Consider the following 22,859-nt stretch of genomic DNA (forward strand, 5'->3'; position numbering starts at 1 on the left):
CAGGAAAACAGATCCCATCCCGACACGACGTTTGCGTTGAAGAATGTCTCCTTCCGTGTGCCTGGCCGCACGCTTTTGCATCCTCTCTCGTTAACCTTTCCCGTGGGTAAAGTGACCGGTCTTATCGGCCACAACGGCTCCGGTAAATCCACCTTATTGAAAATGCTGGGACGCCATCAGCCGCCGTCAGAAGGTGAAATCCTGCTTGATGAGCAGCCGCTGGAGAGCTGGAGCAGTAAAGCGTTTGCCCGTAAGGTCGCCTATTTACCGCAGCAGTTACCGCTGGCCGAAGGGATGACGGTACGTGAGCTGGTGGCGATTGGGCGTTATCCGTGGCATGGCGCGCTGGGACGTTTTGGCGTGGCTGACAGAGAGAAAGTAGAAGAGGCTATTTCGCTGGTCGGCTTAAAGCCGCTGGCGCATCGCCTGGTAGATAGCTTGTCTGGCGGCGAGCGTCAACGTGCGTGGATTGCCATGCTGGTGGCGCAGGACAGCCGCTGCCTGCTTCTTGATGAACCGACCTCGGCGCTGGATATCGCGCATCAGGTTGACGTGCTGGCGCTGGTGCATCGCTTGAGCCAACAGCGTGGGTTGACTGTGGTTGCCGTACTGCATGATATCAACATGGCGGCCCGCTACTGTGATTACCTGGTCGCGCTGCGCGGCGGTGAAATGATTGCCCAGGGAACGCCCGCGGAACTGATGCGTAGTGAAACCCTGGAACTGATTTACGGTATCCCGATGGGCATTTTGCCGCATCCGGCCGGTGCCGCACCCGTGAGTTTTGTCTATTAATGATTGGATTACCTCATCTTTCCCGTCGACGGCTGCTAACGGCAATGGCGTTGTCGCCGCTACTGTGGCAAATGAATACAGCCCGTGCGGCGGCGGTTGATCCACAGCGTATAGTGGCGCTGGAATGGCTTCCGGTTGAGCTGCTGTTGGCGCTGGGTGTTGCACCTTACGGCGTCGCGGATGTTCCAAACTACAAACTGTGGGTCAACGAACCCGTGCTGCCAGACTCCGTCATCGATGTCGGATTACGTACTGAACCTAACCTCGAACTGCTGACCGAAATGAAACCCTCATTTATGGTCTGGTCGGCAGGTTACGGTCCTGCACCTGAGAAGCTTGCACGTATTGCGCCGGGTCGTGGCTTTAACTTCAGTGATGGCAAAAAGCCGCTGGCGGTTGCGCGTCAGTCGTTGCAAGAACTGGCGCAGTTGCTGAATCTGCAGACCGCTGCCGAACGTCATCTGGCGCAGTACGAACACGTGATTGCCAGCCTGAAACCGCGCTTTGTTCAGCGAGGCTCACGGCCATTACTGCTGATGACCCTGCTCGATCCTCGCCATATGCTGGTGTTTGGGCCTAACTGCTTGTTTCAGGAGGTGCTGGATGAGTACGGGATCCGCAACGCCTGGCAAGGCGAAACCAACTTTTGGGGCAGCACCGCAGTAGGAATTGATCGGCTTGCCGCCTACAAAGATGTTGATGTGCTGTGCTTCGATCACGGTAACAACAGGGATATGCAGACACTGATGTCCACACCGTTGTGGCAGGCGATGCCATTTGTTCGCGCCGGACGTTTTCAGCGTGTTCCCGCCGTCTGGTTCTATGGTGCAACGCTATCGGCGATGCATTTTGCCCGCATTCTGGATAATGCGCTGGGGGGCAAAGCGTGAGTAAACGAATTGCGCTATTCCCGATCCTTCTGCTGGCGGTTCTGTTTGTGGCTGCCTGCTGGCTGACCTGGTTTAACTTTTCCGCTGCTCTACCGCGTAGCCAGTGGCAACAGGCTATCTGGTCACCGAATATCGATATCATTGAGCAGATGGTTTTCCACTACAGTTTGCTGCCGAGGCTGGCGATTTCACTGCTGGTCGGTGCCGGGCTGGGGCTGGTCGGCGTCTTATTTCAGCAGGTGCTGCGTAACCCACTGGCAGAGCCAACCACGCTGGGCGTCGCAACCGGTGCGCAGTTGGGCATTACCGTCACCACGCTATGGGCGATTCCCGGTGCGCTGACCACGCAATTCGCGGCGCTGGCGGGAGCATGTGTTGTTGGGGCACTGGTGTTTGGCGTTGCCTGGGGCAAACGTCTTTCTCCGGTGACGCTGATCCTTGCCGGGCTGGTGGTCAGCCTGTACTGCGGGGCAATTAACCAGTTGATGGTTATCTTCCATCACGATCAGCTGCAAAGCATGTTTTTATGGAGCAGCGGTACGCTAACCCAAACCGACTGGAACGGGGTGCAAAGACTGTGGCCGCAGTTGCTGGGCGGCGTGATGCTGACGCTGCTGTTACTGCGCCCGATGACGCTGATGGGACTGGATGACGGCGTGGCGCGTAACCTCGGTCTGGCGTTATCGCTGGCGCGCCTGGCGGCGTTATCGCTGGCCATTGTTCTCAGCGCCTTACTGGTTAACGCGGTTGGGATTATCGGTTTTATTGGCCTGTTTGCACCGCTGCTGGCGAAAATGCTCGGCGCGCGGCGTTTGTTGGCGCGTCTGATGCTGGCTCCGCTGATTGGGGCATTGATCCTCTGGCTCTCTGACCAAATTATTCTGTGGCTGACCCGCGTATGGATGGAAGTCTCCACTGGTTCGGTGACGGCGCTGATTGGTGCGCCGCTGTTGCTGTGGCTGTTGCCGCGATTGCGCAGCATGAGCGCGCCGGATATGAATGCCAGCAACCGTATCGCCGCTGAGCGTCAGCATGTACTGATGTTTGCCCTGGCAGGCGGGGCGATATTGCTGCTGACCGTTATTGTGGCGCTCGCGTTTGGTCGCGATGCGCACGGCTGGACATGGGCCAGTGGTGCAATGCTGGATGAGTTGATGCCCTGGCGCTGGCCGCGTATTCTGGCTGCACTGGTGGCTGGCGTAATGCTGGCTGTGGCGGGTTGTATTATTCAGCGTCTGACCGGAAACCCAATGGCCAGCCCGGAAGTATTAGGCATTAGTTCCGGGGCGGCATTTGGCGTGGTGTTAATGCTATTTCTGGTCCCCGGAAATGCCTTTGGCTGGCTGATGCCGGCCGGGAGCCTCGGGGCGGCAGCCACCTTGCTTATTATTATGATTGCCGCCGGGCGCGGGGGCTTTTCACCGCACCGCATGTTGCTGGCAGGGATGGCGCTCAGCACGGCGTTTACAATGCTGCTGATGATGCTGCAGGCCAGCGGCGATCCGCGCATGGCGGGTGTGTTGACCTGGATCTCCGGTTCAACCTATAACGCGACGGGCGAACAGGTGCTGCGCACCGGAATTGTAATGGTTATCCTGCTGGCAATGACGCCGCTGTGCCGTCGTTGGCTGACGATATTACCGCTTGGCGGCGATACGGCGCGGGCTGTAGGTATGGCTATTACGCCGTCGCGAGTAGGATTACTGCTGTTGGCGGCGGGGCTGACGGCAACAGCCACCATGACCATTGGTCCGTTGAGCTTTGTCGGGCTGATGGCGCCGCATATTGCCCGTATGATGGGCTTTCGCCGGGCGATGCCGCATATGCTGATTTCGGCGCTGGCGGGAGGCGTGTTGCTGGTGTTTGCCGACTGGTGTGGGCGTATGGTGCTGTTTCCGTATCAGATCCCAGCGGGACTGCTGTCGACGTTTATTGGCGCGCCGTACTTTATCTATCTGCTGAGAAAACAGAGTCGTTAATTATGCCGGATGGCGGCATAACTGCCTTATCCGGCCTACGGGGGCAAATGTAGGCCGGGTAAGCGTAAGCGCCACCCGGCAATTCATCACTTACAATTTCGCAAACACCCGGCGTGCGGCGTCGATGGTGTTATTGATATCGTCTTCGCTGTGCGCCACGGACATAAAGCCCGCTTCGAAGGCGGACGGCGCCAGGTAAACGCCTTCATCCAGCATCATGTGGAAGAAACGCTTGAAGCGTTCAACATCGCAGGCCATCACGTCCTGATAGCAGGTCACGGTTTCGGCATCGGTGAAGAAAATCCCGAACATCCCGCCGACATGGTTAACCACCAGTGGAATATTTGCTTCTTCGGCAGCTTCCAGCAGACCTTCCGCCAGACGCGTCGTCAGTTCGTTCAACGTCTCATGAATCCCCGGCTGGGCGACTTCATTCAGACAGGCGAATCCGGCCGCCATCGCAATTGGATTACCGGACAGCGTACCCGCCTGGTAAACCGGCCCGGTTGGGGCCAGGGCATCCATCACATCACGACGGCCGCCAAATGCGCCAACGGGCATGCCGCCGCCGATGATTTTGCCAAGACAAGTCAGATCCGGCACGACGCCGTAATAATCCTGCGCACCGGCCAGCGCCACGCGGAAACCGGTCATCACTTCATCGATGATCAACAGCGCGCCAAACTCATCGCACAGCGCACGCAGGCCTGGCAGGAATTCCGGCAGCGGCGGGATGCAGTTCATGTTGCCCGCGACCGGCTCAACGATGATGCAGGCGATCTCCTGCGGATACTGTTCGAATGCCGCACGTACTGAGGCAAGATCGTTATAGGTGCAGGTCAGGGTGTGTTTCGCGAAATCAGCCGGAACGCCCGGGGAGTTCGGCTGACCCAGCGTTAACGCGCCGGAACCGGCTTTGACCAGCAGACAGTCGGCATGACCGTGGTAGCAGCCTTCAAATTTGATGATCTTATCGCGACCGGTGAAACCGCGCGCCAGACGGATCGCGCTCATTGTGGCTTCGGTACCGGAGTTCACCATACGTACCATATCCATGGTTGGCACTAACTCAGTGACCAGCGCCGCCATTTTTACTTCCATTTCGGTCGGCGCGCCGAAGCTTAAACCGCGCTCTGCCGCTTCAATCACGGCATTGCGAATTGCCGGGTGGTTGTGACCCAGCACCATCGGCCCCCAGGAGCCGACATAATCGATATAGGCTTTACCATCGACATCATACAGATATGCGCCGTCAGCTTTTTCAATAAACAGCGGAGTACCACCCACGCCAGTAAAGGCGCGAACGGGGGAGTTAACGCCGCCGGGGATAAGTTCGCGTGCTGCGCTGTAGAGGTTTTCAGACTTACTCATGGATGGGGTCCTGGTTCGTAGAAAAAGTAAATGCCCGCTATTCTAGTTATTCAGAGAAGGTTATGAAAGTTTTGCGTATTTGAAACAATACGATTTACAGGGGATTTTCACGAAACGTGCGAGTAGAATGCCGTTTCCGTATTTGTATTACCAATTAATGATTATCTGATGAAAACAGACACCCCTTCTTTTGAAGCACAACAAATTGTGCGTTTACGGCGCAGGGATCAGATCCGTCGACTCCTTGATCGTGACAAAACGCCGTTGGCGATCCTCTTTATGGCCGCCGTGGTGGGGACAGTGACGGGGTTGGTGGGTGTGGCGTTTGAGAAAGCCGTGACCTGGGTGCAGAATCTGCGTATTGGCACGCTGGCACAGGTTGCTGACCACGCCGTCCTGGTATGGCCTTTGGCGTTTATTCTTTCTGCATTGCTGGCGATGGTGGGTTATTTTCTGGTGCGTAAATTTGCCCCGGAAGCCGGTGGTTCGGGGATCCCTGAGATTGAAGGCGCATTGGAAGAGCTCCGCCCGGTGCGCTGGTGGCGTGTGCTGCCGGTAAAATTTATCGGCGGTATGGGTACGCTGGGTGCCGGAATGGTGCTTGGGCGAGAAGGACCAACCGTGCAGATTGGTGGCAATATCGGGCGCATGGTGCTGGATATTTTCCGCATGCGTAGCGCCGAAGCGCGGCACACCTTACTGGCAACCGGTGCGGCTGCGGGGCTGTCAGCCGCGTTTAATGCGCCTTTGGCCGGCATTCTGTTCATTATTGAAGAGATGCGACCACAGTTTCGTTATAACCTCGTGTCGATCAAAGCCGTATTTACTGGCGTGATTATGTCGAGCATTGTATTTCGTATTTTCAACGGCGAGGCCCCGATTATTGAGGTCGGGAAACTCTCCAATGCGCCGGTTAATACGCTGTGGTTGTACCTCATCCTCGGGATTATTTTTGGTTGCGTCGGGCCGTTGTTCAATACCATGGTGTTGCGTACCCAGGATATGTTTCAACGCTTTCACGGTGGTGAAATTAAAAAATGGGTGCTGATGGGCGGTGCGATCGGCGGCCTGTGCGGGATCCTCGGTTTGATTCAACCTGAAGCGGCAGGCGGTGGATTTAACCTGATCCCGATTGCCGCTGCGGGCAATTTCAGCGTGGGCCTGCTGCTGTTTATCTTTATCGCCAGGGTGATCACCACGCTGCTGTGCTTCTCATCCGGCGCGCCTGGTGGGATATTTGCCCCGATGCTGGCGTTAGGCACATTGCTGGGAACTGCATTTGGCATGGCTGCAGCAGCCTCTTTTCCGCAGTATCATCTGGAGGCGGGGACGTTTGCTATTGCCGGGATGGGGGCATTGCTGGCCGCTTCAGTGCGTGCGCCGTTAACGGGCATTGTGCTGGTGCTGGAAATGACGGATAACTATCAGCTCATTTTGCCAATGATTATTACCTGTCTTGGCGCAACACTATTAGCCCAGTTTATGGGTGGAAAACCGCTATACTCGACTATCCTTGCCCGCACGCTGGCTAAACAGGAAGCGGAGCAGGCGGCAAAAAGCCAGAGTACCGCCACGGGCGAGAATACTTGAACGAAATACCAGGGTATTAGATAATGGCCTTAACCATTGGGTTATAATTTGCCCAATTGCCAATGTCGTTTGGAGCAAAATATGAGTGATGACGTAGCGCTGCCACTGCAATTTACTGAAGCAGCAGCCAATAAAGTAAAAAGCCTGATCGCAGATGAAGATAACCCAAATCTGAAATTACGCGTGTATATCACCGGCGGTGGTTGCAGCGGTTTCCAGTACGGTTTTACCTTTGATGATCAGGTAAACGATGGTGATATGACCATTGAGAAACAAGGTGTTGGTCTGGTGGTTGACCCGATGAGCCTGCAGTATCTGGTAGGCGGTGCGGTTGATTATACCGAAGGTCTGGAAGGTTCTCGCTTCGTTGTGACTAACCCGAACGCCAAAAGCACCTGCGGGTGTGGTTCCTCTTTCAGCATCTGATTGCTGTCTGCAATACCGGTGGTCTGATGGTGTAGGCCCGGTAAGCGTAGCGCCACCGGGCAATGTGCCGGATGGCGGCGTAAACGCCTTATCCGGCCTACATGTTTTGCATCGTCACATCAACGCCCGTTATCATCCAGCGCAAACGTCGGCAACTTCAAATGCCAACGAATGGCGGCAAGCCGAATCAACAGGGTGACAATCATCCCCATCATACTGGCGTTTTCCAGCGATACATTAAAGGTATAAAACGCTGTCGCATGCACGATCCCGCCGATAATACACGCCGTGGCGTAGATTTCGGTGCGCAAAATCATCGGCACTTCACGCGCTAACACGTCGCGAATAATTCCGCCGCCGACGCCGGTAATCACTCCCATACAAATCGCCACCAACGGTCCGGTTCCGGCGAGAAACGCTTTATTCACGCCAATACCCACGAACACCGCCAGGCCAACGGCATCCAGCACCGGAAGGATCCATTTCGGTAAGCGTCTTGGCTGACGCACCAGCACGATCGTCAACATACTGGTGATCATCGCCACCACCAGGTCGGTGGGATCTTTAACCCAGAATACGGGGCCATGATCCAGCGCCATATCACGGATCGTACCGCCACCGACGGCGGTTACCACGCCCAGGACCAGAACGCCGAAGGGGTCCATACGCAGTTTTCCGGCAAGCAATACGCCAGAGATAGCAAATACCGCGGTACCGACAATATCCAGCCAATAGACGAGCATCTTTACATCCTCACAACAGACCCGGTGGGGGCAGGCGCTAATTTACTTGTGAAAGCGCATTACAGAGTTGTTTTGCGGCGAGGATAATACGCGGGCTCGCGCGTTCAAACCAGTCACTATCAAGAGTAATAACCGGGATTTTTAGCTGATTTCCCCAGTATTGCTCAATTTTAAGAATTTCGCCTGAACCGCCGGTAGCAACAATTGCCTGAGGGGCTCTTGCCAGTACCTGTTCGCGGCTGACCTGCGGCCATGGAACCCGGCTGCCGGAAAAGATGTTTTCTCCACCACATACCTCAAGAACCTGGTTTTGAATGGAACCTTTTCCACTGGTAAATAGAGGATTTGCGCCAAACTGGAGAAACACACGTTTTTTAGGTTTGTTGGCATACTGAGACTTTAGTAAAGCATACTCATCAAGCAGGGTTTGCGCTGCTTGCTTTGCCTGTTCAGGCTTGGGACTCCATGGCGCAAGTTGACGCAATGCATCTGCGACCTGCTCGATGGTGACGGCATCGACCCAGATGACCTTAATTCCCAGGGCGGTCAGTTGATTAACCTGTCGCTCAGCATTCCCTCCACGCCAGGCAATAACCAAATCGGGTTTGAGCGCCACAATACGTTCCAGATTCATGCCTTGCCAGGTTGAGACCTCTTCAATATTTTTGGCCTCGGGCGGGTAGTTTGAATAGCTGCTGACGCCAACGGGGGTAATACCGGCGGCGAAGGCCAGTTCAGTGTTGGCTGGGGAAAGCGAAATAACGCGCGGCGCGGCGTAAAGCCACGCCGGAAGAATGAAAAGCAGGGCGACCAGCGCCCTGGAGATGTATTTAGCCATGTGCCAGTTTCTGCACCAGCGTTTCAACCATCAGGCTTGACTGTTTCGCGGCAACGACCAGGAACTCGTCAAAGCTGAGATGGGACTGCTGATCGGCGACGTCAGAGATAGCGCGAACGACAACAAACGGCACGTTAAAGTTGTGGCACACGTGCGCAATTGCGGTTGCTTCCATCTCAACGGCAATCGCCTGTGGGAAGTTATGCTTAATTTTTGCCAGACCAACGGAACCGTTAATGAAGGCATCGCCGCTGACGATCAGTCCACGGACGGCGTTCAGATTGAGTTCGGCAATGCAGGATTCCGCCGCAGCAATCAGTGTCGGGTTGGCTTTAAAACCGGCCGGGCAGCCCGGTAGCTGGCCAAATTCATAGCCGAATGCGGTGACGTCAGCATCGTGATAGCGCGCTTCGTCAGAAACCACGATATCACCCACTTTCAGCGTAGAAGCCAGGCCACCCGCAGAACCGGTATTGATGATGGCGTCCGGCTTGCAGCGTTCAAGCAGCAGCGTAGCGCCGAGCGCCGCAGCTACTTTACCGATGCCTGATTTCAGTAGCGCAACCTCATTACCGTTCAGTTGGCCGGTGTAAATTTCACAACCGCCAAGAGCGATTGTCTGACGGTTTTCGATTTTGTCACGCAGCAGCGTAACTTCTTCTTCCATTGCACCAATGATGCCGATTTTCATAGATTTACTCGCGATAAGCCAGATTTGAGGGCATAGTCTATCATGCGCTTAAGGGGTAGCGCATTTCTCAGGCGGGAGAGGACATGGCACAGATCGATTTCCGAAAAAAAATAAACTGGCATCGTCGTTACCGTTCACCGCAGGGCGTGAAATCTGAGCATGAGATCCTGCGCATTTTCGAAAGCGACCGTGGACGCATTATCAATTCTCCGGCTATTCGCCGACTGCAGCAAAAAACCCAGGTCTTTCCGTTGGAGCGTAACGCGGCGGTGCGTACGCGCCTGACGCACTCGATGGAAGTTCAGCAGGTAGGGCGTTATATCGCCAAAGAGATCATCAGCCGACTGAAAGAGCAAAAGCTGTTGGAGCAGTACGGCCTGGATGAGTTGACCGGTCCCTTTGAAAGCATCGTCGAAATGTCCTGCCTGATGCATGACATCGGCAATCCGCCGTTTGGTCATTTTGGCGAGGCAGCGATTAATGACTGGTTTCGCCAGCGACTCTATCCGGCTGATGCTGAAAGTCAGCCGTTAAGCGACGATCGCTGCCTGGTGTCTGCGTTACGTTTGCGTGAAGGTGAAGAGCCGCTCAATGATATTCGCCGCAAGGTACGTCAGGACCTGTGCCATTTTGAAGGCAATGCGCAGGGCATTCGGCTGGTGCATACTCTGATGCGCATGAACCTGACCTGGTCGCAGGTGGGGGGAATTTTAAAATATACGCGCCCGGCATGGTGGCGTGGAGGTACGCCGGCGACGCATAACTATTTAATGAAGAAACCGGGCTATTACCTTTCCGAGGAACCGTATATTGAGCGGTTACGTAAAGAATTATCCTTAGCACCTTACAGTCGCTTTCCATTAACCTGGATTATGGAAGCAGCGGACGATATCTCTTATTGTGTGGCTGATCTGGAGGATGCTGTTGAGAAAAGAATCTTCAGCGTCGAGCAGCTTTACCACCATCTGTATGAGGCGTGGGGGCATCATGAAAAAGGTTCCCTGTTTAGTCAGGTTGTTGAGAACGCCTGGGAAAAATCTCGTTCAAATACATTAAGCCGCAGTACTGAAGATCAGTTCTTTATGTATTTACGCGTTAATACGCTGAATAAGCTGGTACCGTACGCCGCTCAGCGTTTTATTGATAATTTGCCGCAAATTTTTGAGGGGAGTTTTAATCACGCTTTATTAGAAGATGCCAGTAGCTTCAGTCAGTTGCTAGGGGTATATAAAAATGTAGCGGTAAAACATGTGTTTAGTCATCCAGATGTGGAACAGCTGGAATTGCAAGGCTATCGGGTTATCAGTGGGCTTCTGGAAATCTACCAACCACTGCTAAAAATGTCATTATCCGACTTTAGCGGACTGGTTGAACACGAAAGATTAAAACAGTTCCCTATCGAATCACGATTATTTCAAAAGTTGTCTACCCGCCATCGTCTTGCTTATGTTGAGGCGGTCAGTAAAATATTGCCGGGTAGTGCCGAGTTCCCGGTCATGGAATATTATTACCGCTGCCGTTTAATTCAGGATTATATCAGCGGGATGACTGACTTGTATGCCTGGGATGAATATAGACGGCTGATGGCGGTAGAACAATAAATACTCATTTGTAAAGACGGACAATAAAATTTTACTTTTTCCTTAAACTTCATTCTGGAACTTAGCGCTATAAAACGACTCTGAGGTATACAGCAATTTTGCGTGACCTGTTAATCGAGAACGAAACACATGAAAAAAACCACATTAGCAATGAGTGCACTGGCTCTGAGTTTAGGTTTGGCGTTGTCCCCCCTGTCTGCAACGGCGGCTGAGACAGCGTCTTCAGCGACAACAGCCCAACAGATGCCAAGCCTGGCCCCGATGCTCGAAAAAGTGATGCCATCGGTGGTGAGTATTAATGTCGAGGGGAGCACGACGGTCAATACGCCGCGTATGCCGCGTAATTTCCAGCAGTTCTTTGGTGATAACTCTCCGTTCTGCCAGGACGGTTCTCCGTTCCAGAGCTCACCGTTCTGCCAGGGCGGTGCTCCGGGCGCTGACAACGGCGGCGGCCAGCAGCAGAAATTTATGGCGCTGGGGTCTGGCGTCATCATTGATGCCGCGAAAGGGTATGTTGTGACCAACAACCACGTGGTCGATAATGCCACGGTGATCAAGGTTCAACTGAGCGATGGGCGTAAGTTTGACGCAAAAATCGTCGGAAAAGATCCGCGCTCTGATATCGCGTTGATTCAAATTCAGGATCCGAAAAATCTGACGGCAATTAAGCTGGCAGATTCTGATGCGCTGCGCGTGGGTGATTACACTGTAGCGATTGGTAACCCGTTTGGCCTCGGTGAAACGGTGACATCAGGTATCGTTTCTGCACTGGGGCGTAGTGGCCTGAATGCCGAAAACTACGAGAACTTTATCCAGACGGATGCGGCGATCAACCGCGGTAACTCTGGCGGTGCGCTGGTTAACCTGAATGGTGAGTTGATCGGGATTAACACCGCGATCCTCGCGCCGGACGGTGGCAACATCGGGATCGGTTTTGCTATCCCAAGCAACATGGTGAAAAACCTGACTTCGCAGATGGTTGAGTTCGGCCAGGTTAAACGCGGTGAGCTGGGTATTATGGGGACTGAGCTGAGCTCTGAGCTGGCGAAAGCGATGAAAGTGGATGCCCAGCGTGGGGCATTCGTCAGCCAGGTTATGCCGAACTCTTCTGCAGCGAAAGCCGGTATCAAAGCTGGGGACGTGATTACCTCCCTGAACGGTAAACCAATCAGCAGCTTCGCTGCCCTGCGTGCGCAGGTCGGCACCATGCCAGTGGGTAGCAAAATTAACCTTGGCCTGCTGCGCGACGGTAAGCCGGTAACGGTGAACCTGGAACTGCAGCAGAGCAGCCAGACTCAGGTTGATTCCAGCTCTATCTTCAAAGGCATTGAAGGTGCGGATATGAGTAACAAAGGCCAGGACAAAGGTGTCGTGGTAAGCGATGTGAAACCGAATTCGCCGGCGGCACAGATTGGCCTGAAGAAAGGGGATGTCATCATTGGTGCTAACCAGCAACCGGTGAAAAACATCGCGGAACTGCGCAAAATTCTCGACAGTAAACCGGCTGTTCTGGCGCTGAACATTCAGCGTGGTGACAGCTCTATCTATCTGTTGATGCAATAATCCCTCTGAACCCCTTCCCATATCAGGGAAGGGGTTTCTTTTTGTGATACCTACCACAACTCCATACTTCTCTCTTCTGCTTTGTGCATTTGCACAATGTCGCAGCCTGTTTTCTTCCCTATGCTTGAGCACTGCTCACAGGAGGGCTTTATGGCTGGCTGGCATCTCGATACCAAAATGGCGCAGGATATTGTGGCGCGCACGATGCGCATCATTGATACCAATATCAACGTAATGGATGCCCGTGGGCGGATAATCGGCAGTGGCGATCGCGAACGTATTGGTGAATTGCACGAAGGGGCACTGCTGGTGCTCTCACAGGGCCGGGTAGTCGATATTGATGATGCGGTAGCGCGACATTTGCACGGCGTGCGTCAGGGGATAAACCTGCCGCTGCGGCTTGAAGGCGAAATCGTTGGCGTTATTGGCTTAACCGGTGAGCCGGAGCATTTGCGTAAGTACGGTGAACTGGTGTGTATGACCGCCGAAATGATGCTGGAGCAGTCGCGTTTGATGCATCTGCTCGCTCAGGACAGTCGTCTGCGCGAAGAACTGGTGATGAATCTGATTCAGGCGGAAGAAAACACCCCGGCGCTGGTGGAATGGGCGCAGAGGCTGGGTATAGATCTGAACCAGCCGCGCGTGGTAGCGGTGGTGGAGGTCGACAGCGGTCAGCTTGGTGTAGACAGTGCCATGGCTGAACTACAGCAATTACAAAATGCGTTGACGACACCAGAACGAAATAACCTGATTGCGATTGTTTCACTGACTGAGATGGTAGTTCTGAAACCCGCACTGAATCAGTTTGGCCGCTGGGATGCAGAAGATCATCGCAAGCGTGTTGAACAGTTGATCGCCCGTATGAAAGAGAACGGACAACTACGCTTTCGCGTATCGCTGGGCAACTATTTTACCGGGCCGGGCAGCATTGCCCGTTCGTATCGCACCGCACGTACAACCATGATGGTCGGCAAGCAGCGCATGCCGGAAAGCCGCAGCTATTTTTACCAGGATTTAATGTTGCCAGTGCTGCTGGACAGCCTGCGCGGCGGCTGGCAGGCTAATGAGCTGGCCCGTCCGCTGGTTCGGCTGAAAGCGATGGATAACAACGGCTTGCTGCGTCGGACTTTAGCGGCGTGGTTTCGGCATAACGTTCAGCCGCTGGCGACCTCAAAAGCGTTATTTATCCACCGTAATACGCTGGAATATCGCCTGAACCGAATTTCAGAGCTAACCGGGCTGGATTTAGGGAATTTTGACGACCGATTGCTGCTGTATGTCGCGCTACAACTGGATGAGCAGCATTAATTCCTTGCCTGATGACACTACACATATCAGGCAAAATGCCGGGGGGCGGCTTCGCCTTACCCGGCCTACGAATACATTCACATGCGGTTACTTACGCGTCAGTTTTTCCAGATCGGCTTCAATTTCGCTGATCTTATTAGTCACGACGCTTTCCAGATGACGTAAATCATCGAGGATCTTGCGTTTAAGATCGACTTCACTGCGATCGCGCTGGCAGATCTGATCCAGTTCGTCGATCACATAGCGCAGGTTTGGACTGATCTCCTGCACTTCTTTGTAGCCCTGACCGATGCCATCGGCGACCACTGTTTTACGCTGACGGGGATATTTGAACTTCACGCTCTTGGCAAAAAACTCACCTTTATCCTTTTGGAAATAGATTTTCAGGATATCGTTGTTGGCTTCTTGCCGCAGGCTGTAACGATCGATCTCTTCAGGATTAGTAATGCCCAGACTTTTCAGATTGTCATACATAGCGGTACCCTTAAGCTCACTATAACCATTGAATAATTAACGAAAAGCCTTGTTTATGCCACTCGCAGATGTAAAAAAAGCGGGCTAAGCCCGCTTTTTCAAATTGCTGTTAGTCGATGGTACGTAACAGTTCGTTGATACCCACTTTGCCACGCGTTTTAGCGTCGACTTTCTTCACGATCACCGCGCAGTACAGGCTGTATTTGCCATCTTTCGACGGCAGGTTGCCGGAGACAACCACAGAGCCCGCCGGAACGCGGCCATAATGCACTTCGCCGGTTTCACGATCGTAAATACGGGTGCTCTGACCAATGTACACGCCCATAGAGATAACAGAGCCTTCTTCGACGATCACGCCTTCAACCACTTCAGAGCGCGCGCCGATGAAGCAGTTGTCCTCGATGATGGTCGGGTTAGCCTGTAACGGCTCCAGTACGCCACCGATGCCAACGCCGCCGGACAGGTGAACGTTTTTACCAATTTGCGCGCAGGAACCCACGGTCGCCCAGGTATCAACCATCGTACCTTCATCCACATAAGCGCCGATGTTCACGTAAGACGGCATCAGCACGGTGTTACGGGCGATAAACGCACCCTGGCGTACGGCCGCTGGCGGAACCACGCGGAAACCTTCTTTCTGGAAGCGTGCTTCGTCGTAGTTGGCGAATTTCATCGGCACTTTATCGAAGTAACGGCTTTCCGCACCCTCGATAACCTGATTATCGTTAATACGGAAAGAGAGCAGGACCGCCTTTTTCAGCCACTGATGCGTGACCCACTGACCCTCAATCTTTTCTGCGACGCGCAGTGCACCGGAATCCAGTAAAGCAATAACCTGATTCACCGCTTCGCGGGTTACGGTATCTACATTTGCCGGAGTAATGTCGGCACGGCGCTCAAAAGCGGACTCAATAACGTTCTGTAACTGCTGCATTGTTAAACTCTTTCCATAATAAATAAAAACATTACCCTTTATCGTTTGGATTGAGGGCCTCTGTCAACCGTTGATGTACTTCCTGCTGCAGCTCATTATTAAGGGCACGCCGGTCGGCGGTGGCGATTATGAATAAATCTTCTACTCGCTCGCCAATGGTTGTAATTCGGGCGCCATGCAGCGAAATTCCCAGATCGGCAAAAATCTGCCCGACCCGCGCCAGCAGTCCAGGCTGGTCGAGAGCGATAAGCTCAAGGAATGATTTACGGTCGGTATGGGTCGGAAGAAAAGTGACCTCGGTATCGACGGTAAAGTGGCGTAATTTTGCCGGTTGGCGACGCGGCTGCGGCGGTTGCCAACTGCGTTGAGTAATGGCTTGTTCCAGCCCAAAACGGATCGCTTCGTGCCTGTCTGACGACAGCGGACTGCCGTCCGGCTCCAGAACGATGAACGTATCCATCGCCATGCCATCACGGGTGGTGAAAATCTGTGCATCGTGAACGCTAAGATTACGCCTGTCCAGTTCGGCGCAGACGGCGGCAAACAGGTAAGGGCGGTCCGGGCTCCAGATGAAAATTTCTGTCCCGCCGCGCGTGGCCTGCGGGCTGAGCAGGATTAGCGGTTTACTGAGATCGTGCTGCAGCAGATGACGCGCATGCCAGGCCAGTTGATTTGGGCTGTGGCGCACGAAATAGTTGGCGCGACAGCGTGACCAGATATGGTGCAGCGCTTCTTCGTCAATGTTGTCCATTCGCAGCAACGCCAGCGCCTGCAGCTGATGATGGCGCACACGCTCGCGCATATCCGGTGTATTTTGCATTCCACGACGCAGCTGTTTTTCCGTGGCGAAGTATAATTCGCGCAACAGGCTTTGCTTCCAGCTATTCCACAGTGTTTCGTTAGTAGCGCAAATATCTGCGACGGTCAGGCACACTAAAAAGCGCAGACGATGTTCCGTTTGTACTTCTTCAGCGAATTGCTTGATCACCTCCGGATCCTGAATATCACGGCGCTGAGCGGTCACCGACATTAGCAGATGCTGGCGCACCAGCCACATGACCAGATTCGTTTCACGCGAGTTGAGTCCGTGTAATTCGGCGAACTTGAGTACGTCCTGAGCCCCCAGAATAGAGTGATCGCCGCCACGTCCTTTGGCGATATCGTGGAACAGCGCAGCAATCAGAATGAGTTCCGGTTGACGCAGGCGCGGCCACAGATCCACACACAGCGGATGGCGCGGGCGAGTCTCTTCCCTGGCAAAACTTTCCAGCTTGAGCATTACGCGGATGGTGTGCTCATCCACCGTATAAGCATGAAACAGGTCAAACTGCATTTGACCGACAATGTGTGACCACTGCGGCATATAGGCCCATAACACGCTGTGGCGATGCATTGGCAACAGGCCGCGACTCACTGCACCCGGATGGCGCAACATGCTGAGAAATAGCGAGCGCGCTTCCGGAATGTAGCACAGCGGTTGAGTTAAATGACGGCGGGCATGACGCAAATGACGCAGTGTGGTGGAGTAAATTCCGGTGATCGCGCTATTGCGTACCATGATGTAAAACATCCGCAAAATAGCCTCGGGCTCGCGGATAAACAGGTCGTCATTGCGCAGGTCAATCAATGTGCCACGCAACTGAAAGTCGTCATCAATTGGGCGCGGTTTTTCATCAGCCGGCATGGCGAGGATCGCCTCGTCAAACAGCTGGAGCAGCATGTGGTTCAGTTCACTCACTCGTCGCGTGACCCGGAAATAGTCTTTCATCATCCGCTCGATCGGCTCATTGCCTTCACCGCCATAATTGAGGCGTTGAGCCACGCTGAGCTGTCGATCAAACAGCAGACGATTATCGTAACGGTTCACGATCAGATGCAATGCAAAGCGAATGCGCCACAGAATATGCAAACATTCATTCAGTTCGGCGCGCTCCGCCAGCGTCAGGAAGCCGAAGCCGACCATCTCATCCAGCGACGTGGCACCAAAATGACGGCGGGCGACCCATTGCAGGGTGTGGATGTCGCGCAGTCCACCAGGACTGCTTTTGATATCCGGCTCCAGGTTGTAGCTGGTGCCGTGATAGCGCTGATGGCGTTGATTCTGTTCTTCCACTTTGGCAGCGTAAAATTTATCGGACGGCCAGAAACCTTCGCTAAAAATATGCTTTTGTAGCTCCAGAAACAGCGCCACATCGCCGATAAGCAGGCGTGTTTCAATCAGGTTGGTGGCGACGGTTAAATCCGATAGCCCCTCCAGCAGACACTCTTCCAGCGTCCGCACGCTGTGCCCAACCTCTAGCCTCACGTCCCATAGCAGCGTTAACAGCTCGCCGACTTTTTCGGCCTGTGCGTCAGGGAGCTTTTTACGACTCAGGATCAGTAGGTCAATATCGGAAAGGGGATGCAGTTCGCCGCGTCCGTAACCGCCAACAGCAACCAGCGCCAGATCGGCAATCTGACCGAAACCGGCTTCAATCCACAGACGCTGAAGTAACTGGTCAATAAACTCGGTGCGGGCCTCAATGAGTTGCTCTGCGGAGATCCCGCTGTCAAACGCTTCGCCTAACCAGTGCTGGAAAGCGTCGATATGCGCTTTAATGCCGGGGCAGTTGAGGTCGTGCTGTGGCCATGTCCCTGGGTTTTGCGGTTGGCCAGGCAGGGTGGGGAGGGCAGTATTTGCGTGCTGTTCAGGAAGAGTATTCATTATGCGCCACCCATTAAAAAGCCGGATGGCGGCTAATGCGCCTTACCCGGCCTACGGATTTACTCTTAATCCTTCAAGCTGCTTCTGCGTTGGCTGCGCTCGTTCACTCCAGTCACGTACTTTTGTACGCTTCTGGAGATTCACTCTCTTGCCGTCTTGAAGCAACTCGAATGATTTTGAGTAAAGGTGCAATTTGTAGGCCTGATAAGATGCAGGGGCATCGCCATCAGGCAAAACATTATTCGCCGTGTGTGATGATCGCCGGGATGGTATCATCCGTGCGTAACGTCAGAATTTCACAGCCGTTTTCCGTCACCACAATAGTATGCTCGTACTGAGCAGACAAGCTCCGGTCTTTGGTTTTCACCGTCCAGCCGTCTTTCATGGTGCGGATACGGTAATCACCAGCATTCAGCATCGGTTCTACGGTGAAGGTCATGCCCGGCTGCAGTACCACACCGCCGTCGTCCGCATCGTAATGCAGAACCTGCGGTTCTTCATGGAAGCCGCGACCAATGCCGTGACCGCAGTATTCACGGACCACAGAGAAACCTTCGCCTTCCGCGTATTTCTGAATTGCAGCACCCAGGGTACGCAGGCGAATACCTGGTTTTACCATGCGCAGCGCCAGGTACAGGCTTTCCTGCGTGACGCGGCACAGACGCTCGCCAAGAATGGTCGGTTTCCCGACGATAAACATTTTGGACGTATCGCCGTGGTATTCGTCTTTAATCACTGTGACGTCAATGTTGACGATATCGCCGTCTTTCAGGAGCTTGGCATCGTCCGGGATCCCGTGGCACACGACTTCATTAATAGAGATGCACACGGATTTCGGATAACCGTGATAGCCCAGGCATGCGGAAATGGCCTGCTGTTCATTCACGATGTAGTCGTTACAAATGCGATCCAGCTCGCCGGTGCTGACGCCCGGTTTAACAAACGGTGCGATCATTTCCAGTACATCAGCGGCCAGGCGGCCTGCGACGCGCATTTTTTCGATTTCTTCAGGGGTCTTGATTGAGATAGCCATGAATTCTGTCCATCAGTGCCGATGATATCGGCAATAATTGTTTAAGTGCTGCCAATGGTATCAGTCCCGCATACATGCTGCCAAATTGAGAATCATTCTAAACTTCGCCTTTCGTGCCACAGGTGCGTTGGCTGTATTTTTTCACTCCAGTCACTTACTACATGTAAGCTCCTGGAGATTCAAAAATTTGCCGCCTTCCTGTAACACGAAATTCATCGTTCATTCAGCACACAGTACCAACAATTATTGGTGTCGACGGCGTATTTGTGGTATAAAGCGCGCCGGACTTCCGTTCTATTCGCAGACTACACACGATGGACGGGAGCGACAAATCTCACTTTGTGTAACAACACACACGTATCGACACATATTCCGGGGTGCCCTTAAGGGTCGGTAATATGGGATGCGTGGAGGCTTAACCCCAACTTTTATATATAGAGGTTTTAATCATGGCAACTGTTTCCATGCGCGACATGCTCAAGGCTGGTGTTCACTTCGGTCACCAGACCCGTTACTGGAACCCGAAAATGAAGCCGTTCATCTTCGGTGCGCGTAACAAAGTTCACATCATCAACCTTGAGAAAACTGTACCGATGTTCAACGAAGCTCTGGCTGAACTGAACAAGATCTCTGCTCGTAAAGGTAAAATCCTTTTCGTTGGTACTAAACGCGCTGCAAGCGAAGCGGTGAAAGACGCTGCTAACAGCTGCGACCAGTTCTTCGTGAACCATCGCTGGCTGGGCGGTATGCTGACTAACTGGAAAACCGTTCGTCAGTCCATCAAACGTCTGAAAGATCTGGAAACTCAGTCTCAGGACGGTACTTTCGAAAAGCTGACCAAGAAAGAAGCGCTGATGCGCACCCGTGAGCTTGAGAAACTGGAAAACAGCCTGGGCGGTATCAAAGACATGGGCGGCCTGCCGGACGCTCTGTTCGTAATCGATGCTGACCACGAGCACATTGCTATCAAAGAAGCAAACAACCTGGGTATCCCGGTATTTGCTATCGTTGATACCAACTCTGATCCGGACGGTGTTGACTTCGTTATCCCGGGTAACGACGACGCAATCCGTGCTGTGACCCTGTACCTGGGCGCTGTAGCTACTACCGTTCGTGAAGGCCGTTCTCAGGATCTGGCTTCCCAGGCGGAAGAAAGCTTCGTAGAAGCTGAATAATAAGGCACGCTCGTTAGAGCGACCCCTTATATATCCTAGATAATTCGAGTTGCTGGAAGGCGTTGACGCAACGAATCCCCCGGAGCTTACGTCAGTAAGTGACTGGGGTGAGTAAGGAAAACAACGCACCAGCAGCTTGAAGAATGACGGATATAGGCCAGGTAGTATCACGTTTGGTTAGGGGGCCTGTATATGGCCCCCTTTTTCACTTTTAAATCTGTGCGGTTTCATGCCGGGCAGATCAAATCTTCCGAGGATTTTAGAATGGCTGAAATTACCGCATCCCTGGTAAAAGAGCTGCGTGAGCGTACTGGCGCAGGCATGATGGATTGCAAAAAAGCACTGACTGAAGCTAATGGCGACATCGAGCTGGCAATCGAAAACATGCGTAAGTCCGGTGCTATTAAAGCAGCGAAAAAAGCAGGCAACGTTGCTGCTGACGGCGTAATCAAAACCAAAATCGACGGCAATATCGCTTTCATTCTGGAAGTTAACTGCCAGACTGACTTCGTTGCTAAAGATGCTGGTTTCCAGGCATTTGCTGACAAAGTACTGGACGCTGCCGTTGCTGGCAAAATCACTGACGTTGAAGTTCTGAAAGCACAGTTCGAAGAAGAACGTGTTGCTCTGGTTGCTAAAATCGGTGAGAACATCAACATCCGTCGCGTGGCTTCCCTGGAAGGCGAAGTACTGGGTAGCTACCAGCACGGTGCGCGTATCGGTGTTCTGGTTGCTGCAACTGGCGCTGATGAAGAACTGGTTAAACAGCTGGCAATGCACATTGCTGCAAGCAAACCAGAATTCGTTAAGCCGGAAGACGTTTCTGCTGAAGTAGTAGAAAAAGAATACCAGGTTCAGCTGGATATCGCGATGCAGTCTGGCAAGCCGAAAGAAATCGCAGAGAAAATGGTTGAAGGCCGCATGAAGAAATTCACCGGCGAAGTTTCTCTGACTGGTCAGCCTTTCGTTATGGAACCGAGCAAATCTGTTGCTCAGCTGCTGAAAGAGCACAACGCTGACGTAACTGGTTTCATCCGCTTCGAAGTGGGTGAAGGCATCGAGAAAGTTGAGACTGACTTTGCAGCAGAAGTTGCTGCGATGTCCAAGCAGTCTTAATTTTAAAAGGAGCCGCCTGAGGGCGGCTTCTTTTTGCGCCCGACTTGTAAATTCAGCTAAGCGCTATAGTGGCAGGGCTGAAAAGCGACATACAATGTCGCTGGAATTAACTCATCTCATTCGTTGACAGTCTCAGGAAAGAAACATGGCTACCAATGCAAAACCCGTCTACAAACGTATTCTGCTTAAGTTAAGTGGCGAAGCTCTGCAAGGTTCAGAGGGCTTCGGTATTGATGCAAGCATACTTGACCGTATGGCTCAGGAAATCAAAGAGCTGGTCGAGCTGGGAATCCAGGTTGGCGTAGTGATCGGTGGTGGTAACCTGTTCCGTGGTGCTGGTCTGGCGAAAGCAGGGATGAACCGCGTCGTGGGCGACCACATGGGCATGTTAGCCACCGTAATGAACGGTCTGGCGATGCGCGATGCGCTTCACCGCGCCTATGTGAACGCTCGCCTGATGTCCGCTATCCCTCTGAACGGCGTGTGTGATAACTACAGCTGGGCGGAAGCGATCAGCCTGTTGCGTAACAACCGCGTGGTTATTTTGTCCGCTGGTACAGGCAACCCGTTCTTCACCACTGACTCCGCAGCCTGCCTGCGTGGTATTGAAATTGAAGCGGATGTGGTTCTGAAAGCCACTAAAGTTGATGGTGTGTTTACCGCCGATCCAGCTAAAGATCCAACAGCAACCATGTACGAACAGTTGACCTATGCTGAAGTACTGGATAAAGAACTGAAAGTGATGGATCTGGCTGCGTTCACGCTGGCTCGTGACCACAAATTACCGATTCGTGTCTTCAACATGAACAAACCGGGTGCGTTGCGCCGCGTTGTGATGGGTGAAAAAGAAGGCACGTTAATCACGGAATAATTCCCGTTGCGGCTAAATGCAGGTAATATTCCGCTTTAATGTCGCGGGATACGTCCCTCAAAATTAATCAAGACTATACTTGTCACATCTTGCGTGGTGGGTATGGTCTGACTGAAACAAGCTTTCAAGGATTCGTAACGTGATCAACGATATCAGAAAAGATGCTGAAGTACGCATGGACAAATGCGTCGAAGCATTCAAAAATCAAATCAGCAAAATTCGCACGGGTCGTGCTTCTCCCAGCCTGCTGGATGGCATTATCGTAGAATATTACGGCACGCCGACTCCGCTGCGCCAGCTGGCAAGCGTAACGGTTGAAGATTCCCGTACCCTGAAAATCAACGTGTTTGACCGTTCTATGGGTCCGGCTGTTGAGAAAGCGATTATGGCTTCTGACCTCGGTCTGAACCCAAGCTCAGCGGGTTCTGACATCCGCGTTCCGCTGCCACCGCTGACCGAAGAACGTCGTAAAGATCTGACCAAGATCGTACGTGGTGAAGCTGAAGGCGCGCGTGTTGCTGTGCGTAACGTACGCCGTGACGCCAACGACAAAGTGAAAGCGCTGCTGAAAGATAAAGAGATCAGCGAAGATGACGATCGCCGTTCTCAGGACGACGTACAGAAACTGACCGATGCTGCAATCAAGAAAGTTGATGCGGCGCTGGCAGAGAAAGAAGCGGAACTGATGCAGTTCTGATTCGCCTGTACGCTAAAAACGCCGCTTAGAAGGCCTGAGAAGGCTGGATGGCGGCGTTTT

20 protein-coding genes and 1 pseudogene are annotated in these 22,859 nt (G+C 53.2%); 13 read left to right on the top strand and 8 right to left on the bottom strand.

Going from position 1 to position 22,859, the window contains the following annotated elements:
- The 3 genes from fhuC to fhuB all read left to right on the top strand — a co-directional run.
- Positions 1 to 795, top strand: a 795-nt coding sequence (gene fhuC, locus FDX03_RS08845; RefSeq protein WP_137345824.1) for a Fe3+-hydroxamate ABC transporter ATP-binding protein FhuC, incomplete at its 5' end; no start/stop codon positions are given.
- On the top strand, positions 795 to 1,685 hold the full coding sequence (gene fhuD / locus FDX03_RS08850; RefSeq protein ID WP_137345806.1) for a Fe(3+)-hydroxamate ABC transporter substrate-binding protein FhuD: 891 nt from the start codon (positions 795 to 797) through the stop codon (positions 1,683 to 1,685). The genes fhuC and fhuD, both read left to right, overlap by 1 nt.
- Positions 1,682 to 3,664, top strand: a complete 1,983-nt coding sequence (fhuB, locus tag FDX03_RS08855) for a Fe(3+)-hydroxamate ABC transporter permease FhuB (protein WP_137345807.1) — start codon at positions 1,682 to 1,684, stop codon at positions 3,662 to 3,664. The genes fhuD and fhuB overlap by 4 nt, the downstream gene beginning before the upstream one ends.
- A gap of 90 nt (positions 3,665 to 3,754) precedes the next feature.
- Here the strand turns inward: fhuB and hemL are convergent, their stop codons facing one another.
- Complete coding sequence (gene hemL, locus FDX03_RS08860; protein WP_101741409.1) at positions 3,755 to 5,035, bottom strand: glutamate-1-semialdehyde 2,1-aminomutase; 1,281 nt, start codon at positions 5,033 to 5,035, stop codon at positions 3,755 to 3,757.
- A 168-nt stretch (positions 5,036 to 5,203) separates the two neighbouring features.
- On the opposite strand from hemL, the gene clcA reads away from it, so the two are divergent.
- From clcA to erpA, 3 genes and pseudogenes are all read left to right on the top strand, one after another.
- On the top strand, positions 5,204 to 6,625 hold the full coding sequence (clcA, locus tag FDX03_RS08865; RefSeq protein ID WP_048212654.1) for a H(+)/Cl(-) exchange transporter ClcA: 1,422 nt from the start codon (positions 5,204 to 5,206) through the stop codon (positions 6,623 to 6,625).
- A 23-nt stretch (positions 6,626 to 6,648) separates the two neighbouring features.
- Positions 6,649 to 6,714 (top strand): annotated as a pseudogene (yadW, locus tag FDX03_RS22810) (small protein YadW).
- Complete coding sequence (gene erpA, locus FDX03_RS08870; protein WP_003018581.1) at positions 6,707 to 7,051, top strand: iron-sulfur cluster insertion protein ErpA; 345 nt, start codon at positions 6,707 to 6,709, stop codon at positions 7,049 to 7,051. The pseudogene yadW and the gene erpA overlap by 8 nt, the downstream one beginning before the upstream one ends.
- A 119-nt stretch (positions 7,052 to 7,170) precedes the next feature.
- Here erpA and FDX03_RS08875 read toward each other — a convergent pair whose 3' ends face one another.
- From FDX03_RS08875 to mtnN, 3 genes are read right to left on the bottom strand one after another with little or no spacing between them, the layout of a single operon-like run.
- Complete coding sequence (locus FDX03_RS08875; RefSeq protein WP_101741410.1) at positions 7,171 to 7,794, bottom strand: TRIC cation channel family protein; 624 nt, start codon at positions 7,792 to 7,794, stop codon at positions 7,171 to 7,173.
- Positions 7,795 to 7,831: 37 nt separating this feature from the next.
- The gene (gene btuF / locus FDX03_RS08880; protein WP_048212652.1) at positions 7,832 to 8,632 is read right to left on the bottom strand and encodes a vitamin B12 ABC transporter substrate-binding protein BtuF; all 801 of its coding nucleotides are present in this window, start codon (positions 8,630 to 8,632) and stop codon (positions 7,832 to 7,834) included.
- Positions 8,625 to 9,323, bottom strand: coding sequence for a 5'-methylthioadenosine/S-adenosylhomocysteine nucleosidase (mtnN, locus tag FDX03_RS08885; protein WP_137345808.1), 699 nt, complete (start codon positions 9,321 to 9,323; stop codon positions 8,625 to 8,627). The genes btuF and mtnN overlap by 8 nt, the downstream gene beginning before the upstream one ends.
- An 83-nt stretch (positions 9,324 to 9,406) precedes the next feature.
- Between mtnN and dgt the strand changes: the two genes are divergently transcribed.
- From dgt to cdaR, 3 genes are all read left to right on the top strand, one after another.
- On the top strand, positions 9,407 to 10,924 hold the full coding sequence (gene dgt / locus FDX03_RS08890; RefSeq protein ID WP_137345809.1) for a dGTPase: 1,518 nt from the start codon (positions 9,407 to 9,409) through the stop codon (positions 10,922 to 10,924).
- Between the two features lie 129 nt (positions 10,925 to 11,053).
- Positions 11,054 to 12,487, top strand: coding sequence for a serine endoprotease DegP (gene degP, locus FDX03_RS08895; protein ID WP_005132129.1), 1,434 nt, complete (start codon positions 11,054 to 11,056; stop codon positions 12,485 to 12,487).
- A 150-nt stretch (positions 12,488 to 12,637) separates the two neighbouring features.
- Positions 12,638 to 13,795 carry a DNA-binding transcriptional regulator CdaR gene (gene cdaR / locus FDX03_RS08900; RefSeq protein ID WP_005132128.1) on the top strand — a complete coding sequence of 386 codons (1,158 nt, stop codon included), beginning with the start codon at positions 12,638 to 12,640 and terminating at the stop codon, positions 13,793 to 13,795.
- Between the two features lie 87 nt (positions 13,796 to 13,882).
- On the opposite strand, the gene FDX03_RS08905 is transcribed toward cdaR, so the two are convergent.
- The 4 genes from FDX03_RS08905 to map form a co-directional block, all read right to left on the bottom strand.
- Complete coding sequence (locus FDX03_RS08905; RefSeq protein ID WP_005132126.1) at positions 13,883 to 14,269, bottom strand: DUF3461 family protein; 387 nt, start codon at positions 14,267 to 14,269, stop codon at positions 13,883 to 13,885.
- A gap of 109 nt (positions 14,270 to 14,378) precedes the next feature.
- Positions 14,379 to 15,203 (bottom strand): 2,3,4,5-tetrahydropyridine-2,6-dicarboxylate N-succinyltransferase, encoded by an 825-nt coding sequence (gene dapD, locus FDX03_RS08910; protein ID WP_003837532.1) that lies wholly within the window; start codon positions 15,201 to 15,203, stop codon positions 14,379 to 14,381.
- 31 nt (positions 15,204 to 15,234) lie between these two features.
- Positions 15,235 to 17,907 carry a bifunctional uridylyltransferase/uridylyl-removing protein GlnD gene (glnD, locus tag FDX03_RS08915; protein WP_048212649.1) on the bottom strand — a complete coding sequence of 891 codons (2,673 nt, stop codon included), beginning with the start codon at positions 17,905 to 17,907 and terminating at the stop codon, positions 15,235 to 15,237.
- 238 nt (positions 17,908 to 18,145) lie between these two features.
- The gene (gene map / locus FDX03_RS08920) at positions 18,146 to 18,940 is read right to left on the bottom strand and encodes a type I methionyl aminopeptidase (protein WP_048212648.1); all 795 of its coding nucleotides are present in this window, start codon (positions 18,938 to 18,940) and stop codon (positions 18,146 to 18,148) included.
- A gap of 449 nt (positions 18,941 to 19,389) precedes the next feature.
- Here map and rpsB point away from each other — a divergent pair, with 449 nt between their 5' ends.
- From rpsB to frr, 4 genes are all read left to right on the top strand, one after another.
- Positions 19,390 to 20,115 carry a 30S ribosomal protein S2 gene (gene rpsB, locus FDX03_RS08925; protein ID WP_005132117.1) on the top strand — a complete coding sequence of 242 codons (726 nt, stop codon included), beginning with the start codon at positions 19,390 to 19,392 and terminating at the stop codon, positions 20,113 to 20,115.
- Positions 20,116 to 20,379: 264 nt separating this feature from the next.
- Positions 20,380 to 21,231, top strand: coding sequence for a translation elongation factor Ts (gene tsf / locus FDX03_RS08930; protein ID WP_005132116.1), 852 nt, complete (start codon positions 20,380 to 20,382; stop codon positions 21,229 to 21,231).
- 145 nt (positions 21,232 to 21,376) lie between these two features.
- Positions 21,377 to 22,102, top strand: coding sequence for a UMP kinase (pyrH, locus tag FDX03_RS08935; protein WP_005132114.1), 726 nt, complete (start codon positions 21,377 to 21,379; stop codon positions 22,100 to 22,102).
- Between the two features lie 139 nt (positions 22,103 to 22,241).
- Positions 22,242 to 22,799: a ribosome recycling factor gene (frr, locus tag FDX03_RS08940; RefSeq protein WP_005132113.1), complete on the top strand. Its 558-nt coding sequence runs from the start codon at positions 22,242 to 22,244 to the stop codon at positions 22,797 to 22,799.
- Positions 22,800 to 22,859: the final 60 nt, after the last annotated feature.

The sequence above is a fragment of the Citrobacter sp. wls827 genome (genome assembly GCF_005280875.1).
GTDB classification, from domain to species: Bacteria; Pseudomonadota; Gammaproteobacteria; order Enterobacterales; family Enterobacteriaceae; genus Citrobacter; species Citrobacter youngae.